The 17,722-nt window shown below is 28.1% G+C and carries 14 protein-coding genes; 2 read left to right on the forward strand and 12 right to left on the reverse strand.

Features of this window, described 5'->3' with window-relative positions:
- Window positions 1–11 precede the first annotated feature (11 nt).
- Together grpE and ALEK_RS16220 are read right to left on the reverse strand one after the other, a co-directional pair.
- Window positions 12–578 carry a nucleotide exchange factor GrpE gene (gene grpE, locus ALEK_RS16215; protein WP_071628213.1) on the reverse strand — a complete coding sequence of 189 codons (567 nt, stop codon included), beginning with the start codon at window positions 576–578 and terminating at the stop codon, window positions 12–14.
- Between the two features lie 9 nt (window positions 579–587).
- Complete coding sequence (locus ALEK_RS16220; protein ID WP_228146323.1) at window positions 588–1,406, reverse strand: heat-shock protein; 819 nt, start codon at window positions 1,404–1,406, stop codon at window positions 588–590.
- Window positions 1,407–1,795: 389 nt separating this feature from the next.
- Here ALEK_RS16220 and ALEK_RS16225 point away from each other — a divergent pair, with 389 nt between their 5' ends.
- Both ALEK_RS16225 and ALEK_RS16230 read left to right on the forward strand, forming a co-directional pair.
- Window positions 1,796–2,743 (forward strand): TAXI family TRAP transporter solute-binding subunit, encoded by a 948-nt coding sequence (locus ALEK_RS16225; RefSeq protein WP_071628212.1) that lies wholly within the window; start codon window positions 1,796–1,798, stop codon window positions 2,741–2,743.
- 107 nt (window positions 2,744–2,850) lie between these two features.
- On the forward strand, window positions 2,851–4,974 hold the full coding sequence (locus tag ALEK_RS16230) for a TRAP transporter permease (RefSeq protein WP_071628211.1): 2,124 nt from the start codon (window positions 2,851–2,853) through the stop codon (window positions 4,972–4,974).
- A gap of 60 nt (window positions 4,975–5,034) precedes the next feature.
- On the opposite strand, the gene ALEK_RS16235 is transcribed toward ALEK_RS16230, so the two are convergent.
- The 10 genes from ALEK_RS16235 to ALEK_RS16280 all read right to left on the reverse strand — a co-directional run bounded on the left by ALEK_RS16235 (window position 5,035) and on the right by ALEK_RS16280 (window position 17,699).
- Window positions 5,035–5,754, reverse strand: a complete 720-nt coding sequence (locus ALEK_RS16235; protein ID WP_071628210.1) for a response regulator transcription factor — start codon at window positions 5,752–5,754, stop codon at window positions 5,035–5,037.
- Between the two features lie 57 nt (window positions 5,755–5,811).
- Window positions 5,812–8,340 (reverse strand): PAS domain-containing sensor histidine kinase, encoded by a 2,529-nt coding sequence (locus ALEK_RS16240; protein ID WP_071628209.1) that lies wholly within the window; start codon window positions 8,338–8,340, stop codon window positions 5,812–5,814.
- A gap of 19 nt (window positions 8,341–8,359) precedes the next feature.
- The gene (gene truA / locus ALEK_RS16245; protein ID WP_071628208.1) at window positions 8,360–9,082 is read right to left on the reverse strand and encodes a tRNA pseudouridine(38-40) synthase TruA; all 723 of its coding nucleotides are present in this window, start codon (window positions 9,080–9,082) and stop codon (window positions 8,360–8,362) included.
- Between the two features lie 6 nt (window positions 9,083–9,088).
- On the reverse strand, window positions 9,089–10,105 hold the full coding sequence (locus ALEK_RS16250; protein ID WP_071628207.1) for an LptF/LptG family permease: 1,017 nt from the start codon (window positions 10,103–10,105) through the stop codon (window positions 9,089–9,091).
- Window positions 10,102–10,884: a prepilin peptidase gene (locus tag ALEK_RS16255; RefSeq protein ID WP_228289357.1), complete on the reverse strand. Its 783-nt coding sequence runs from the start codon at window positions 10,882–10,884 to the stop codon at window positions 10,102–10,104. The genes ALEK_RS16250 and ALEK_RS16255 overlap by 4 nt, the downstream gene beginning before the upstream one ends.
- Complete coding sequence (locus ALEK_RS16260) at window positions 10,859–11,560, reverse strand: di-trans,poly-cis-decaprenylcistransferase (protein ID WP_071628205.1); 702 nt, start codon at window positions 11,558–11,560, stop codon at window positions 10,859–10,861. Before ALEK_RS16260 ends, ALEK_RS16255 begins: the two co-directional genes overlap by 26 nt.
- Entirely contained in the window at window positions 11,538–12,809 is a 1,272-nt protein-coding gene (coaBC, locus tag ALEK_RS16265; protein ID WP_071628204.1) for a bifunctional phosphopantothenoylcysteine decarboxylase/phosphopantothenate--cysteine ligase CoaBC, read from the reverse strand. The genes ALEK_RS16260 and coaBC overlap by 23 nt, the downstream gene beginning before the upstream one ends.
- A gap of 16 nt (window positions 12,810–12,825) precedes the next feature.
- Window positions 12,826–14,115, reverse strand: a complete 1,290-nt coding sequence (glmU, locus tag ALEK_RS16270) for a bifunctional UDP-N-acetylglucosamine diphosphorylase/glucosamine-1-phosphate N-acetyltransferase GlmU (RefSeq protein ID WP_071628203.1) — start codon at window positions 14,113–14,115, stop codon at window positions 12,826–12,828.
- A 2-nt stretch (window positions 14,116–14,117) separates the two neighbouring features.
- On the reverse strand, window positions 14,118–16,043 hold the full coding sequence (locus tag ALEK_RS16275; protein ID WP_071628202.1) for an ankyrin repeat domain-containing protein: 1,926 nt from the start codon (window positions 16,041–16,043) through the stop codon (window positions 14,118–14,120).
- 69 nt (window positions 16,044–16,112) lie between these two features.
- Entirely contained in the window at window positions 16,113–17,699 is a 1,587-nt protein-coding gene (locus tag ALEK_RS16280) for a helicase-related protein (RefSeq protein WP_071628201.1), read from the reverse strand.
- Window positions 17,700–17,722: the final 23 nt, after the last annotated feature.

The following is a 17,722-nucleotide window of genomic DNA, read 5'->3' on the forward strand; positions in this document are numbered from 1 at the left end:
TCAAAATATGTCTATTTCTTACAGATTGAAACCATTGCTGGTCTTAACAATCTTTCTTTTAATTTATAACCTTTTTGAAGTCTTTGAACAATCATTCCATCTTCATGGTCAGGGCTATCAATTTGCATTACTGCATCATGGAAGTTTGGATCAAACTCACCATCTGCTTCAACTTCTGAAATATCATGTTTCTCAAAAGCAGTGTAGAAGTTTTTAATTGTTAATTCAACACCTTCTTTTAATTTACCTAATAATTCATCAGAAGGCATATCTTTAGCAGCTTCTTCAGCAGCTAGTGCCATTTCTAATGTATCAATTGGAGATAATAAATCTTTTGCAAACTTTTCAGATGCATAATCAATTGCTTGATATTTTTCTCTCTCTAATCTTTTTTTGATATTTTCAAAATCAGCATGTACTCTTAAGTACTTATCTTCTGATTCTTTTAATTTTGCTTCAAGTTGGGCAATTTTATCTTCAGATGTTTCTTCTTTTACTTCAACTTCTTCAGTTGCAGTTTCACAAGTTTCTTCAACAACTTCTTCAGTTGTTACTTCTTCTTTTTTTTCTTCGCTCAATTTTATCTCCTAAAAAGTTGTAATTTTTTTATAAAAGTATTCATAATTTTTTGGTAATTCGCCAATTACTAACATTTTCACATCTTCATTATTAACCTTACAATAATGACAGATACCAATGTAATCATCAGGTAAAAGTTCTTCAAAATATAGACCTTCATCTACTCTGTCTAAAATTTCACCTTTTAAAAAGCTATTTATAGTTAATTCATCAAAATTGTAATTCAATGCTAAATTTAAAAATTCTTTATAATTAAAAATTTCAAAATCTGAATTTTGTATTGTTTGCATTATTGCATCGTGTACTTCGTATGCTCCAACATCCTTTGAGATTTTTAAAATATCTTTAGTTGAAATTCCAACCATATCTTGTAAAAATCTATAAAGTGCATCTGAGAACTTTACAGTAATAGCAAAAGAAGTAAACTCTAATATCATATATTTATTGTCTACATTAATAATGTCATTTAATACATCTGATTTTTCTTTTTTAATAAATACAGAAACTTCAACTTGTGATGCAAAATATTGTAAGGCAGGTAAATTTATATCTTCGATTTTAAAATTAAGTTTTGTAAGCCAGTATTGTTTTAAAGCTTCAGTAGTTGGAGTTCTTCCACTACTTATATGTTCTTGAGCTAAAAACCCTTCTTCACCCAGCTTCTTAAAGTAACCTCTAATTGTTGCAGGAGAATAAGTAATATCATACATAGATTTTAATTGTGTAGACCCAATAGGTTCACAATGCTCTATATAAGCTTTAATAATAGACTGTAATAAAAACTCTTTTTTATTAATCATTTTACAACCAATTTTATTTTTTAGCACTCGTTGTCTTAAACTGCTAAAGAATTATAACCTATTGAGTGTATCTTTGTCAAGTAGTTTTATTTATAAATGAAAGAAATCCTTATAAAATGAATCTAATTTTTAAATATTTTTATCTCTAATTTACATAACGTTATATTATAAGTTATCTTGTGGATAAATTTTATACACCAAATGTACACAAATAATTCATAGTATTATTCTAAATCCCTTTTTTTAAGTTTAGATAAATTTTAAGTATGATAAATTGTCACTAAATTGTAATTTATAAACAATTTATATGTAATTTACCTGCTAATATACATCTTGATTATTTTATTGTATGTGATATAATTATCATAGTGTTGTTTATCAAAACTAATTAACATATTTATTTTAAGGAGAAAAGAATGAAAAAAATCGCTACAGCTGCTCTTTTAGGAGCATTAACACTTCCAGCATTCGCTGCTGAATTCGTAACAATTGGTACAGGTGGAGTTACAGGAACTTACTACCCAACAGGTGGTGCAGTTTGTAGACTTGTAAACAAATACAAGAAAGAAACTAAAATCAGATGTTCAGTTGAATCAACTGGTGGTTCTGTATACAATATTAATACTATTAAAAATGGTGAATTAGATTTCGGTATTGCACAATCTGATGTTGTATACCAAGCATCAAAAGGTATTAAGAAATTTGCTGATAAACCAGTGAAAAAATTAAGATCTGTAATGGCAATTTACCCTGAATTATTCACATTAGTTACAAGAAAAGATGCTAACATCAACGGTGTTGCTGATCTTAAAAATAAAAGAATTAACTTAGGAAACCCAGGTTCAGGTAATGAAGCAACTGCTTTAGCATTATTCAAAGCTGTTGGTATGACTAAAGATGATTTAAAATTTGCAGGGGCTTTAAAAGCTGCTGAAATGCCAGATGCATTAAGAGATAACAAAATTGACGGTTACTTCTACATGGTAGGTCACCCTACTGCAAATATTAAAGATGCGTCTAACTCTGTTGACGTAAAAATTACTCCTTTAGTTGGTGATAAAGTTGATGCATTAGTTAAAGCTAACCCATACTTTGCACAAGCTGACGTTCCTGCTGGAATGTACAAAGGTAACCCTGAAGCTACTTCTACATTTGGTGTTAAAGCTGTATTAGTTTCTAGTACTGATGTAAGTGATAAAGCAGTTTATACTGTAGTTAAAGCTATCTTAGAAAACTTCGATGCTTTCAAAAAATTACACCCTGCTTACGCAAACATTACTAAAGAATCTTTATTAGATGGTCTTTCTGCTCCAATGCATGAAGGTGCTAAAAAGTACTTCAAAGAAGCTGGAATTTTAAAATAATTCCTAGAACTCAAGGGCTTTTGCCCTTGAACCCTAATTTTTATACGCAATTTAAAACAACTTTGAATGGCGTATGACAAATAATATAAATATTTAAAGGATTTACTATGCCTCTTTATGAAGAGAAACCTCATAAACTTAGTGAATTAGAAGAAGAGCAATTACACGAAACTGAAGCTGTTGTTAATGAACTTGAAGGACAAAGAGTTTTTGGAGCACAACACTATGAGTTTTGGTTAATTTCGGTTATTGCCTTAAGCTGGTCACTATTTCAATTATATATCGTAATTGAACCTATTAATTCAACTATAACAAGATCAATTCACTTATCATTTGGTATTTTATTAGCATTCCTAATTTACCCAATGTTTAGAAAACCATATTTTTTACAAAAAATTAGATGGTTTGGATTTACACTAGCTGGTGTTGGAGTAGCAACTGCTTCTTATGTTGCAGTATTCTATGAAGATTTAGCACAAAGACCTGGTGATTATATTGGTCTTGATATTTTCATGGCATTACTTGGTATTGTTATTTTACTTGAAGCTGGAAGAAGAGTATTAGGATTTGCACTTAGTATAATTGCTATTGTATTCTTAGCTTATGATGTTTTAGGTCCTTATATGCCTGAAATGATTATCCATAAAGGTGCATCATTAAATAAACTTGCAGGACATATGTTCTTAACTACTGAAGGTATCTTTGGTGTTCCATTAGGTGTATCTGCTGGATTTGTATTCTTATTTGTACTTTTTGGTTCATTATTAGATAAAGCCGGTGCTGGTGAGTACTTTATTAACTTAGCATTTGCAATGCTTGGTAAATATAGAGGTGGTCCTGCAAAAGCTTCTGTTGTTGCATCTGGGTTTACTGGAATTATCTCTGGTTCATCAATTGCTAATACAGTAACAACTGGTACATTTACTATTCCATTAATGAAAAAAGCTGGATTTAGGCCGGAGCAAGCAGGGGCTGTTGAAGTTGCCTCTTCTACCAATGGGCAATTGATGCCACCGGTTATGGGTGCTGCTGCGTTTATTATTGCTGAATTCTTAGGAATGGCATATACAGACGTAATTATTGCAGCATTTATTCCTGCCTTTGTTTCTTATTTTGCACTATTTTATATTGTTCACTTAGAAGCACTTAAATTAGGTCTTAAAGGAATGGATGATGAAGATTTACCTCCAAAATGGAAAACATTTATTAGAGGTATTCACTATTTAGTCCCTATTTTCTTCTTGATGTATACACTAATGGTATTAAGAGAATCAGCTGCTAGTGCTGCGTTTAATGCAATTATGTTATTAATGTTATTAATGGTTGTACAACATCCATTTAGAGCTATTTTAGCAAAAGAAAAAATTACTAAAGAGATTTTATTAAGTGGTTTTGTTGATATTTTAGCGGGTATGATTGCCGGTGCTAAAAACATGGTTCCTATTGCAATTGCTACAGCATTAGCTGGTATTGTTGTTGGATCTATTACATTAACTGGTTTAGGTCAAGTATTATTAGAAGTTATTGAATCATTATCTGGTGGTAATATCTTTATTATTCTATTCTTAGCTGCTTTTGTTTCATTAGTATTAGGAATGGGTTTACCAACGACTGCTAACTATATTGTAATGGCATCGTTAACAGCACCAGTAATTTTAATTCTTGCGCAAGATAATGGATTCTTAATTCCTGCAATTGCTGCTCACTTATTTGTATTCTACTTTGGTATTCTAGCAGATGACACCCCACCTGTTGGTCTGGCCGCCTACGCGGCAGCTGGTATTGCTAAAGCCGATCCAATTAAGACTGGTATCCAAGGATTTAAATACGATATTAGAACAGCGATTTTACCGTTTATGTTCTTCTTTAACCCAGAGTTATTATTAATCTCAGGTGTTGATGCTATGAATCCTGCTGATCCTAAAGGATGGATTTGGATTACAAATCCTGTTGAAATTGTAATGATTTTTGTTACAGCATTTATTGGTATGGTTGCATTCTCTTGTTTCACACAAGGATACTTTGTAACTAAAACAAATATTATTGAGAGATTTATTTTCTTAACAATTGTTCCATTTATGTTCTTACCAAAAATTATGGCAGAGTACTTAAGTTTGCCAGATCATCATTTATCTTATCTGATAGGTCTACTTATATTTGCAGTGATTTATTTCATGCAAAAAGCAAAAGGGAAAGCTGAAAAAGTCTCAACAGCGGAAGTAAACTTATAAAAAAAGGGAAGCTTATATAAGCTTCCCTTTTTTAATGTGAAAATAAAAATAAAACTATTTTTATTTTACAAATGGCTTTTCGATTATGTATCCATAACCTTTATGAGAGATAATAAAATCATCATCTTTGATTTTATCTTTTAATCTTTTCATTACTGTTCTAAATGCAGAATCGTTAGTATTAATATCATCCCAAACTTCTTCTTTAAAAGACTCAACAGATACAACTTCTCCAAGACTTTTAATTAAAACACCTAAGATATCAGACTCTTTTTTAGATAGTTTAACAATATTTTCTTCATTGTAAAGTTTGTCATTAGAAAGATTGTAAGTATATGTCTTATTTATAGTAATTAGATCACCATTAGATTCAACTTCTTTTTTATCTTCTAATACTTCTTTTTTAGCTTTTTGAAGCATTTCCATCATATTGTCAATATTTAATGGTTTAACAAAATATCCTAGAACTCTAAGGTTAATAAGTTTTAATAAATCTTCCTCATTTTTATGAGCACTAACAATAATAAATCTTTGATTTGGAATAATAGTAAGAATCTCTTCTATCATATCCATACCATCAATATTAGGCATTTTAAGATCAGTTAAAACTAAATCAAATGTCTTATTATCTTTAAAATTGTCTTCAATAATTGAAAAACCTTCTTGCCCATCATGAGCAACAACAACTTCGTCAAAAATTGTATTCAGATAAAAAGCAAGAGTTTTTCTTGCTACATCTTCATCTTCAACTAATAATACTCTTGTAGTAAAATCACTCATTTCTCTTCTTTCATCTCTTTATTAATAACAAATATTATAGCGAATTTTTTATTAACCTCAAAAAGTAATAATAAACTCAACCCCATCTTGGGTATTTATAGCTTCGATCTTCCCATTCATGTTCTTTTCAATAATAACCTTAGACATATATAGTCCTATACCTGTTCCTTGATTTTCAAACTTAGTAGTAAAGTAAGGTTCAAATATTCTCTCAATTACCTTTTTATCGATGTTTCCACAGTTATTTGAAATAGAAATTTGCGTTTTTTCAGCTCTTGTTACATTGATTGTTACTTGTGCTTTGAACTTCTCTTTCTTCTTTTTTACTATTGCTGCATCAGCTGCATTGTTTAGAATATTCACAATTACTTGTTCAAATTCATTTTCATAACTTTCAATCTCAACTTTGTCACCAATAATCTCTAAATTTATTGAATTTTGCTCAAAAGAAGTAGCTACAATTTTTGAACTTTGAGATATTGACTCTTTAATATCAAACACTTTTCTATCTTTTGTTGGTTGATAAAAATTCCTAAAATCATCAATAGTTTGAGACATATAGTCAATTTGAATTTTAATATCTTTGATAATATCATTTAACTCATCTTTTGTGAAGTTTCCATAATTATCTCTAATAAAATGAGTTAATAAACTAGTGTTATTTAAAGGTTGTCTCCATTGATGAGCAATATTACCAAGCATTTCACCCATAGAAGCTAGTTTGTTTTGTTGTATTAAAAGTCTATCTTTTTCAATATTTTTTTCAACTTCTTCTTCAACTTTTTGTTTTAACTCTTCTTCATTCATTTTGATTTTTGTAATATCATTTAGATATCCATAAAATGAAATTACTCGACCATAATCATCTTTTACTAAAATAGTTCTATTAAATACCCATTTAATATTTCCATCTTTATCTATTACTCTATGTATATTAGTAAATGATGGTTTATCAGATGCAATAGCATTTTTAATAACAGCTTTTAGTGACTCAACATCATCTTTATGTACAAAGTCAAAATAAGATATTTTTGATTCTTTAAAATCTTCAGTTTCATAACCATAGTTTTCAATACTTTTAGATACAAATTTTACTGATAAGTCATCATTGTTTTTCCATCTAAAAATTACGATACGCCCATATTCTGTTAGTAATTCAACATTTCTAAGCTCTTTAGTTAAAGTCATTCTCTCATCAATATCCATTGACATCATAAGCATTCTATTTACATTTTCACTAATAAAAGCTTTTCCTCTAACTAATACCCATTTATAGTTTCCGCTTTTTTCTCGAAGTCTATATTCACTTACAAAGTGATCTGTTTTTCCTGAGATATGCTCACTAAACTCATCTAAAACTTTTTGTTTATCTTCACTATGAACAAGAGCTAACCACTCTTTAAAGTTTTGAATTTCATCTCGTTTATAACCAAACATATTTAGCCATTTATTAGAGAAGAATATTCTATTTGTATCTAAATTAATATCCCATAATCCATCATTAGATGCAATAATTGCAAGTTCATATCTATCTTTCCATTTTGCTAATAAAAAGTTTTTTCTCTCTAATCTTTTGTTATATCTATTAAAAATAGTATTAATAAATCTACCAAAAATATTAGCTGTTGTCATTAAGATAATTGCAATAAATATAACAATAAAAATTCCAATAATTAGTTTATTTTCATGTTGTATTTTTATCTGTCTTATCTCTTCTTTTAGGAAATCATTTTTTACTATAATTTTGTAATTATACTTTGGGAAGGTATATACAAAGACATTATTATCTAATAAATCAAATCTAGAAATATCTTTTACAGATACTTCTTTTGCTTTATTATTGTAGTTGTAAACTAGCTTTTCATTAATATCATAAAAAACAAAATGTGCATTTTCTTCTAAATTACTTGTATTTTCAATAGAGCCTAAAATAGCATGTTTTGTAAGTGCTTTCATATCATCAACTTGAGAAAAAGCCCCAAGCATTAAACCTTTGAAATCTACAAATTTAAAGTAAGACAGTCTAACTTCTCTTTTTTCATTATCAATCCAATATGTCATATTATCATTACTGTTATATTGAATGTTTTTTAGCATAAAATGATTGAATTTTTTAGTATTTATTTTTGAATTAGTTTGTTTACGCAAATAATTGATAATATCTTCACCATAAAGAATCTTATAATTTATTGCATTAAAAAGTATAAACTCAATACCTTTGGTTTCTTCCATAATATAAATATAGTTCTTAAGCATTTGTTCGTCTAAAGCTTCATTTCTTAAAGTAAAAGACTTTACATATCCTTGTAGTTCGTAAACATACTTAATAAGATCATTTTCTACAGAATCTATTCTTTCACTTCTTTTAATATTAATAGTTTCAATATAGTTCTTTAGAATATTCTGATTATAAAAACTCTCACTTTGTAGTAATAGTTTAATCTTACTTGACTCTTGATACTTATAAAAAAGTGTTACTACTATTGAAGAAAATATTGCAAGTAGTATTACAAAAACAAGGGGTGTATAAACAATCTGATTTTTTATATCTGATAAAGTATAAAACTTCTTTTTTCTAAACCACATAAAAAATCATCCTTTTATATTAATAAGTAATTTGGGCTAAATACAAACCATTAGCAGGTGCAGGGATTTTAAAGACACGTTTTTTCATTCTTAACTGTTCTTTTAAATCAATAATTGAAAGTTTACCCATATTTATTTTAAGTAAGAACCCGACCATTAATCTAATTTGTGAACGTAAGTAAGAATTAGCGGTAAAGCGAAATACATATATATCTTTGTGTTTATAAAAACAAGTATCAAAGATTTCACGTACTGTGTTTTCTTTATCACTACCTACTTTATGAAAATACTCAAAATCATATTCACCTATAAACTCTTTTATTGCTTCTTTCATAAGTTCTTCATTTATTGAAGGTACATAGGTTACAAATTTATCATTAAATGGTGTTGTATGTTTTGTAGTAATCACATATCTATAAACTCTTTTTCTAGCATGAAATCGTGAGTGAAAGTCATTAGGAACTAAAGATATATGATTAATTTTTATAGAGCTTGGAAGATGTTTATTCATAACATCTTTTAACTTATCGAAGTTATTCCAAAAATCTGGAAGAATACAGTTAAATACCTGTCCTGTAGCATGAACATCCCTATCTGTTCTTCCACTTAAAACTATATTTGTTTCAATATTTACACGTTTAAATGCTTTTAATAAAGCATTCTCAACTGTTAAACCATTAGGTTGTCTTTGTGATCCTTGAAAAACAGAACCATCATAAGAGATATTAAATTTTGCGTTCATATATTATTAATACTCTTTTTTTACAGTTCTTGTATAAATAAAATAAGTTCCTAAAAGCCAAACAAAAGGAACTGCGTATAAACTATGTAAGAGAATTTTATCTCCTAGGGATTTAACTACAACATAAAATAAAACAACAGCTACAAGTGAATATGCAACTGCTCTATTTTTCTCATATCTTGGATTAAAATATCCAAACGTAATTACTAAAAATAGTGATAATGTTGGAAATAATGAAGTTAGAATATAAAAAGTCAAATCATCAATATCTTGTTTTCTTTGGATTTTTTCTTTCCAATAATTATATGTTGTTGTAAAAATATTCATTTCATCATCAGCAATTGAGTCATTAATATGCATAGTTTTAAAATCAATTTGATTAATTTCAGAATCTTTTATGAAAAATGCTTTTCCTTTTGAAAGGTTAAAACTAAGTTCTCCATTATCATTATTTAGTACTGCTGACTTACTAATTATGAATTGTTCTTGATTGTTTTCAGTTTTAAATAATTTTATTTCATAATATTTTTTATCATCTTTATCTTGAATATAAATCAACCATTCCCCAAACTTTTGACCAAATTCTGAGGCTTTAATATTGAAGTTTGCTTCTTTTTTCTTAATATCTAAAAACTGTTTTGTTAAAAACTTTGTTTTAGGAATTAAACCTACAGAAACAACAACTAAAGCTATTGATAAAAGTAAAGTTACTGGTAAAAATATTCTCATAATTTTTACAGGGTTTAAGCCAAATGACGTAATTACCGTAAGTTCATACTCACTTGCAAGTTTTGATAATGTTATTACCAATGAAATAAAAAATGAAATCGGCATAGTATAAAATAAAATTTGAGGTATTACATAAGAGTATAATGTAAATAATTCAAATACATTAATTGTAATAATTGATGTTAATGCTGCAATTTTTACTAAAAAAACTACTGATGTAATAAAATATAATCCGAAAAAAATAGGGAAAAATGTAATTGCTAATTGTGAATACAAATAGTGTTTTAATTTCAATAAATAACCTTTAATAAATCTTCTAATCTAAAAAAATATTCAAATAATAATCCTAAAACTAAGTATGGAATAAATGGAGTTTGAATGTCTTTTTTTATAAAGATGGAATAAATAGATGGTATTATAGCAAAAATTGCCGCTAAAAACACTGCAATTAATGCACCTTTTATTCCTAAGATAATTGCAATAGCTGCAATTATTGGAATATCACCCTCACCTAATGCTTCTTGAGTTCTTAAACTTTCATCTTTTGTTAGTCTTGATTTTATATTTTGGATATAAAAAGTTAGAATAAAATTCAATAAAACAAAGGCACCACAAAACATAAATGCATTTTTCAAAGCTTCAATTATTGGGTAAGTTGTAATGAATAAAGATAAAACAAAAGCCATTAGTAATAAATAATCAGGAACTGCTTTATATTCAAAATCTATAAAAGACAATGTAATTAAAACATAAATAAAAATACTAAAAAGTGCAAACTCTAAACCTATTCCAAATTCTTGAAATAAAAGAAGAGTAAATAAAGCACTTAAAAACTCAACAATAAAATATCTAAAAGGTATTTTTGTTTTACAATAAGCACATTTTGCTCTTAAGAATATATATGAAAACAGAGGAATATTATAATACCAAGCAATAGTATTTTTACAAGAAGGACAGAAGCTTCTTGGACTTACTATAGATTCATTTTTTGGAAGCCGTGAGATTAGTACATTTAAAAATGAACCAATAACAGCACCAAAAATAAAACTAAATACCTCCAAATCTTCTCTCACGTTTGACAAAGTCACTTATGATATCATCTAATTCACTTGAATTAAAATCAGGCCAATACGTTGGAGTAAAGAACATTTCAGCATAAGCATTTTGCCATAAAAGATAATTAGATAATCTAACTTCACCACTTGTTCTAATCATAATATCAACACCAGGCATACCTGCTGTATCTAAACACGATTCAAGATTTTCTTCACTTACTTCAAGTTCTTGTTCATTTAATTTTTTAATAGCTCTTATAATTTCATCTTTTGAACCATAATTTAATGCTAAAACTTGAGTAAGCCCTGTACAATGAGATGTTTTTTCTTCAACATCTCTTATTGTTTTTTGTAAATATTTTGAGAATCTAGACAAATCCCCAATAGGTTTAAATCGTACATTATTCTCTAAATAAATTGGAAGTTCTTTTTTAAAATATCTATCAAGTAATTTCATTAAGAACTCTACTTCTAGTTTTGGTCTTTGCCAGTTTTCTGTTGAGAAAGCATATAAAGTCAAATATTTAATTCCAATATTTGAGCAATATTTAGTTATCTCTCGAACAACTTTTGCGCCTTCTTCATGGCCAGCTGTTCGTTTAAGACCTCTTTCTTTTGCCCATCTACCATTACCATCCATAATCATGGCAATATGTGCAGGCATATTTTGATTATTCATTTTCTTTAAACTCATTTTGTAATCTATTTAAAATACCAAGTGAAATTTCTAACTTTTCACCTTTAAATGAATAAGAGTTGTTTTTTAACATTAGTTCAATTTCATTTGAGTCTGAACCAAAAGAGTTTTCATCTCCTAAGATATTTAAACAAACACCATCAAGGTTTTTCTTTTCTAACATTGAACTTGCATTGTTTAAAGCACTTACTTCATCCATTTCAGCTTTAAAACCAATTGAAATCATTTCTGATTTGTTTAATGAACTTAAGATATCAATATTTTGTTTTAGATTTAAATCCCAAGAAGAGCCAATCATATCTTTTTTCATTTTCCCATCTTGAGGGAAAGATGGAACATAATCACTTACAGCTGCTACCATAAATAAATATGGAGTTTTTTGAATAAGCTCTGGTCTTGAAGCATCCATAAGTGTAGTTTTTGTCATTACACCTTTTTTAGCAACTCTTACAGAATCTACTAAATATTCATACATTTCAGAACTACTTTGAACAGGAATAACATGGATATCTTTTGGTAAATTCTCGTAACCACGAGTGCTTACTAAACATACTTCTGCACCTTTTAAATAAAGGCTTAAAGCTAATGAGCTTGCCATCTTACCAGATGAATAATTTGAGATATATCTTACATCATCAATTTTTTCTACTGTTCCGCCGCCACTTAATACAACTTTTCTATTTACCCAATACTCTTCTTTTAAAAGCTCTCGAGCACTTGCATAAAAAATTGCTTCAGGATCAGACATAGCTCCATCCCCAACATCTTTACACACTAACTCTTTAGTTTGTGACTCAATTATCTCAAAGTTACAAAGCTTAAGCATTTTAATACTTGCTTGAGTAACTGGATTTCTTAACATATTAGTATTAGCAGCAGGTGCAAGAATCTTCATTCTAGGATATGCTAAAGCTACTTGAGTTAATAAATTATCAGCTAAACCATTTGATAATTTATTAATAGTGTTTGCAGAACATGGAGCAATTACAAAAATATCAGACCACTTACCAATATCAATATGATTGTAATCTTGGTTTTTATCCCAAGATTCATTTGATTCATCCAAAACTTTACTTTGAGAAATAGCCTCAAAAGTAATAGGTGAAATGAATTTTTTGGCACCTTCAGTCATTATAACTCTAACTTTAGCGCCTGCTTTTATATATAATCTAATTAATTCTAAAGTTTTGTAAATTGCAATTGAACCAGTCACTGCAACTAATATTTTTTTATCTTTTAATAACATTTAAATTCTCTATTTTTTATTTTTCAAAATGCTTAAAGAAGTATCCTTCAACTGCTCTTTTCTTAGCTCGACTCATATAAAGTTGACCTTCTTTTACGTCTGTTGTTACAGTTGAACCTGCAGCAATCATTGTATTATCAGCAACATTCACAGGAGCTACTAATTGAGTATCAGAACCTACAAATACATTTTTACCAATAATAGTCTTATATTTATTAATTCCATCATAATTACAAGTAATTGTTCCACAACCTATATTTGTACCTTCATTTATTTCACAATCACCAAGATATGATAAATGACCAGCTTTTACACCATTTAACTTAGCTTTTTTTGTTTCAACGAAGTTTCCAATGTGTGTTTTATTAAGTTCACTTCCTGGTCTAATTCTAGCCATTGGTCCAGCATCAGAGTCAACTAAAATTGAATCTTCAATAATAGTATTTGTTTTAATATGAGAATTTACAATTTTCGTATTTCCAAGTAATGTAACTCCATTTTCTAAAATAGATTCACCTTCAATACAAACACCCTCTTCTATATAAATAGTATCAGGCAATCTCATAATAACACCAGCTTTCAAGAACTCATTTTTAATTCTATTTTGGTGAATTACTTCTGCATCTGTTAACTCAACTTTTGAATTAACACCTTTGAAGTTTTCAACATTAACTGCAAGTGGTTTTAATACTTTTCCTTCATTAATTGCCATTTCAATTAAATCTGTGATGTAATACTCTGCTTGAGCATTATCATTTGATAGTTTTGGAAGATTTTCAAGTAAGAATTTTGTTTCAAATTGGTAAATACCTGCATTGGCAGTTGTAACTGCTAATTCTTCTTCATTTGCATCTTTTTGTTCAACGATTTTTTTAACAGATCCATTCTCAACAATAACTCTACCATATCCATCAGCACTATCAAGCTCTAAAACAGACATAACAATAGTTGCTTCTATATCAAACTTTTTTAATTCTTCTGCTTGAATTAAAGGCATATCACCATTTAGAACTAATACTTGATCATATTTTGGTGTAATACCCATTACAGCTCCACCAGTTCCTGGATAATTTGCATGGTCTTGGATTACATAATTGATACCTTCGAAATGTTTTTCCATTTCTTCTTGTACTCTTGAAGCTTGGTGGTATAAAACAACAGTAATATCATCACTTAATTTTAGTGCTTCTTTGATTGAATAATACAACATTGATTTACCAGAGATTTTATGTAAAACCTTTGGAGTTGTTGATTTCATTCGCGTACCTGCACCTGCAGCTAAAATTATGATTGATTTGTTGTTCATTATTATCCTTCTAATACTTCTTTTATTTCTTTTTTTAAATTCTCTGCAACTTCCGTTAACGATCTTTGCATTTTATCATCACTTATATTACTATTTAATAATTTCTCAAGATTATTTTCTTTATTTTTAAAAAATTGTGCCACTTTTTTACTTTTTGGATTTCTATTATACATTAAAACTCCCGAAGCAATAAGTGCAATAATTAATTTTACATGACCGAAAATTGCTGCATAATTCAATAATGTAAACCCTGCATTATCTGGTTCATTCATATTAGCACCAGAAGCGATTAACCATCTAGCAATTTTATAATTACCATTCCATTGAGTATGATGAAGTGCTGTTCTACCTTGTTTATCTTTAACATTTAAATCTGCTTTTTTTGTTAAAAGTTTTTCTACAACATCTAAATCATTTGCAATTACAGCTTTATGATAAACTGTTTTTCCCTCTAAATCTTGAGCTTCTACATTTACTCTAAACTTTAAAAAGAATACTAGTCTTTCTAAAAATCGTTCTTTTTCTTCTTTATCTTTTACTTTAAGACCCTCTTCCACTAAAATAGACAAAGGAGTATTACCTTCTTTATCTATTAAATTTGGATTCATCCCATAATTCAATAAAATACGAACTAACTCAAAATGATTATAATTCACTACTTCAAATAAAATTGTTCGACCACTTAATTTAACTCTATCTAATTTTGGTTTTAAAGGTAAAAGTTTTTTAAACAATAATAAATAGTTCTTATCGTCATCTTCTTCATCATCTAGGACAGATACATCACTTTTAACTATTTTTTCAATTAAATAGTCAAAAATTGTTTTTTCTTGATCATCTCTATTTTCAATATCTGCACCATTTTTTATTAAATACGAAATCATTTTAAGATTAGTATGACCTTTTAGAATTTCTGGATATAAAAGCGTTTTTCCTTTTTCATCTCGAACATTTATATTCGCACCTGATTCAAGTAAAAATTCTATATTGTTGTAATGCTTTTTTTCCACTTCTTTACTTAAAGTCGTATTACCTTCATCATCAAACTTATCAATATAGAAACCATATTCAATCATTAAAGATACTAGTTTTAAATATTTAGTATCTTCTTTTATAAAATGATATTTTCCTTCTAAGTCTTTTAAATTACCTTTTTGTAATTTCAGAATATATAAAACTTCATCTAGAATATTCTTATTTTCATTATCAACTATATTTAGATTAATTCCTTTTCTAATTAAAAGAGTTAATAATTCTATATTATTTGTTCCTTTTATTACCGTATTAAAAAGGGCATTTTGACCATTTGCATCTAAAATATTTAAATCAATCCCATTTAAAACTAAAGTTTGAGCAACCTCAGTATCATCTTTTAATACAGATGAGAAAAGAACTGTTTGTCCGTTTTCATCAAGAAGATTTATATCCTCAATATTATTAATCACTTCTTTTACAATATTAACATTTCCACCATCAACGGCATCAAAGAGTACTGTTTTATTGTAATTATCTTTTAAATTGAAGTCAGGTTTATAATTCATAAGTATTCTAAATACTTTATAGTCACCCTCTAGGGCAACATCTTGAATTATTGTTCTATTTGAAGAGTTTTTGTGATTTACAGAAGCACCATTATCTAAAAGGAAACGAATCATCATTCCATCACCTTTTGATACAGCTTCTGCTAAAACAGTTTTTCCATAGTCATCTTCTATATTAATATCTATTTTATTATTTAGAAGAATTTTAATTGCATCGATTTTTCTTTTTGAAGCAAGAGAAAAAAGAAAGGTTCTTCCTTTTTCATCTCTTTGATTTATGTCTATGCCATTGTTAATAAGTTTTTGTACTTTATCTGCATCCACAGTACTTTTTAGAAGCTCTTTTTCCAAAACTTCTGAGGTATTACCCTTGAACAACTTTAACATACATAAATCCTTAATAACCAGCTATAGATTTTTGACTTATTTTACCTAAGTTTTTATTAATTTTTTTATTTAATATCTTTTTCTTCTTCTAGATTCTGTAAAAGATCTATTTTTGTTATTTTTTCCATCTCTTTCTTTTGAATCTGTTCTCTTATAGTTATTTCTAGTGTTAGGTCTATTGTTACTATCACTTATTAAATTCATTTTTAATGATTTCTCTATAAAAGAATTAAAAGAATTTCTTAAAATATATGCTTTATCATGATCAGGAAAGATTTCTGGCATCTTGTAAGAAAGCCATAAATATAAAGATATTTTCTTAACTTCATCCTCAACTAATAATAAATCTCTTTGAGTAATTGCTTTTTTTGGAAGTGTAATTGATGGTTTATAATGACACTGTTTCTTTTTGATAATTGAAGCAATATAAGCTTGATAAGCTTGTAATATAATCTGTGATCTAGTAGAAATTGGAGCTTGTGCAAGAAGGTATTTATCTTCTAGTTTTAAATTATGTCTAGTATCTACAATTCTTGAAGCTTCCAACATTGAAGATAAGTTTGCGGCTACAAAAGGTCCTGAGAAAATCATATTTTTTGCAAAATAGTTTAATATCTTTGTTAAAGAATTTGTTTTAATATGACTAGCTAAGCCTTCTAATTGTCCAGCATTAATTTTTACTTTAAATGGAGGTTTAATAGTTTTTACAGGTTTTTGATACTCTTCTTCTATATGAGATAAGACATCTCTTTTCGTTGCACCTAGGAATCCTGCTTCAAACTGTCCAAATCTTCCAGCACGTCCTGCTATTTGAACTATTTCATTTACATTAATTTTTCTTTTACTAATACCATCAAATTTTGTATCAGTTGTAAATAAAATTGTTTCAATTGGAAGATTTAATCCCATTGCAATTGCATCTGTTGCAATTAAAATTTCTGATTTTCCTTCTCTAAATCTTCTAGCTTCATCACGTCTTACTTCTGGTGATAAGTTTCCATAAATTACAGAAACTCTATATTTCTTTTGTAATTTTTGTTTAAATTTTAAAACGTCAGATCTTGAAAAAGCAATAAGAGCAGTTGCTGGTCTTAAATTATCTAAAGATATATGTTTTGGTAAAATTTTTAATTCATTTTTTCTTTTATGTCTTACAATTTCAAGTTCTTCATCTAAATAAGATGCAATTTTTTTAACAGCTTCTAACGCATTTACAGAACCTGTCATAATTACTTTTTTTGCAGGACATCCAATAATTGCATTAACCCATGCCCAACCTCTATCTGCATCATCAAGCATTTGAACTTCATCTATAACAGCAACATCAACATCTAAATCAAAGTCAATCATTTCAATAGTTGAACATACATGTGCTGCATCTTCATTTAACATTTGTTCTTCCCCTGTAATTAGGGATGCATCCATTTTTGAAGCTTTTAAATCTTCATAACCTTCTAGGGCTAATAATCGTAATGGTGCTAAGTATAGACCTGAGTTTGATTCTTTTAATTTCTGCATTGCATTATATGTTTTACCAGAGTTTGTAGGTCCTACATAGAATTCCAGTTTTCTATTAAGGCTTCTAGCTAAAGGATATAATGATTTTAAATCACAATTTAAAAGGGTGTGTAGTTGTTCTTGCCAATTTTCTTTCATGGGCGTATTATAGTAAATACTAT

Origin of the sequence: Poseidonibacter lekithochrous, from assembly GCF_013283835.1 — a bacterium.
In the GTDB taxonomy this organism is placed as follows: Bacteria; Campylobacterota; Campylobacteria; order Campylobacterales; family Arcobacteraceae; genus Poseidonibacter; species Poseidonibacter lekithochrous.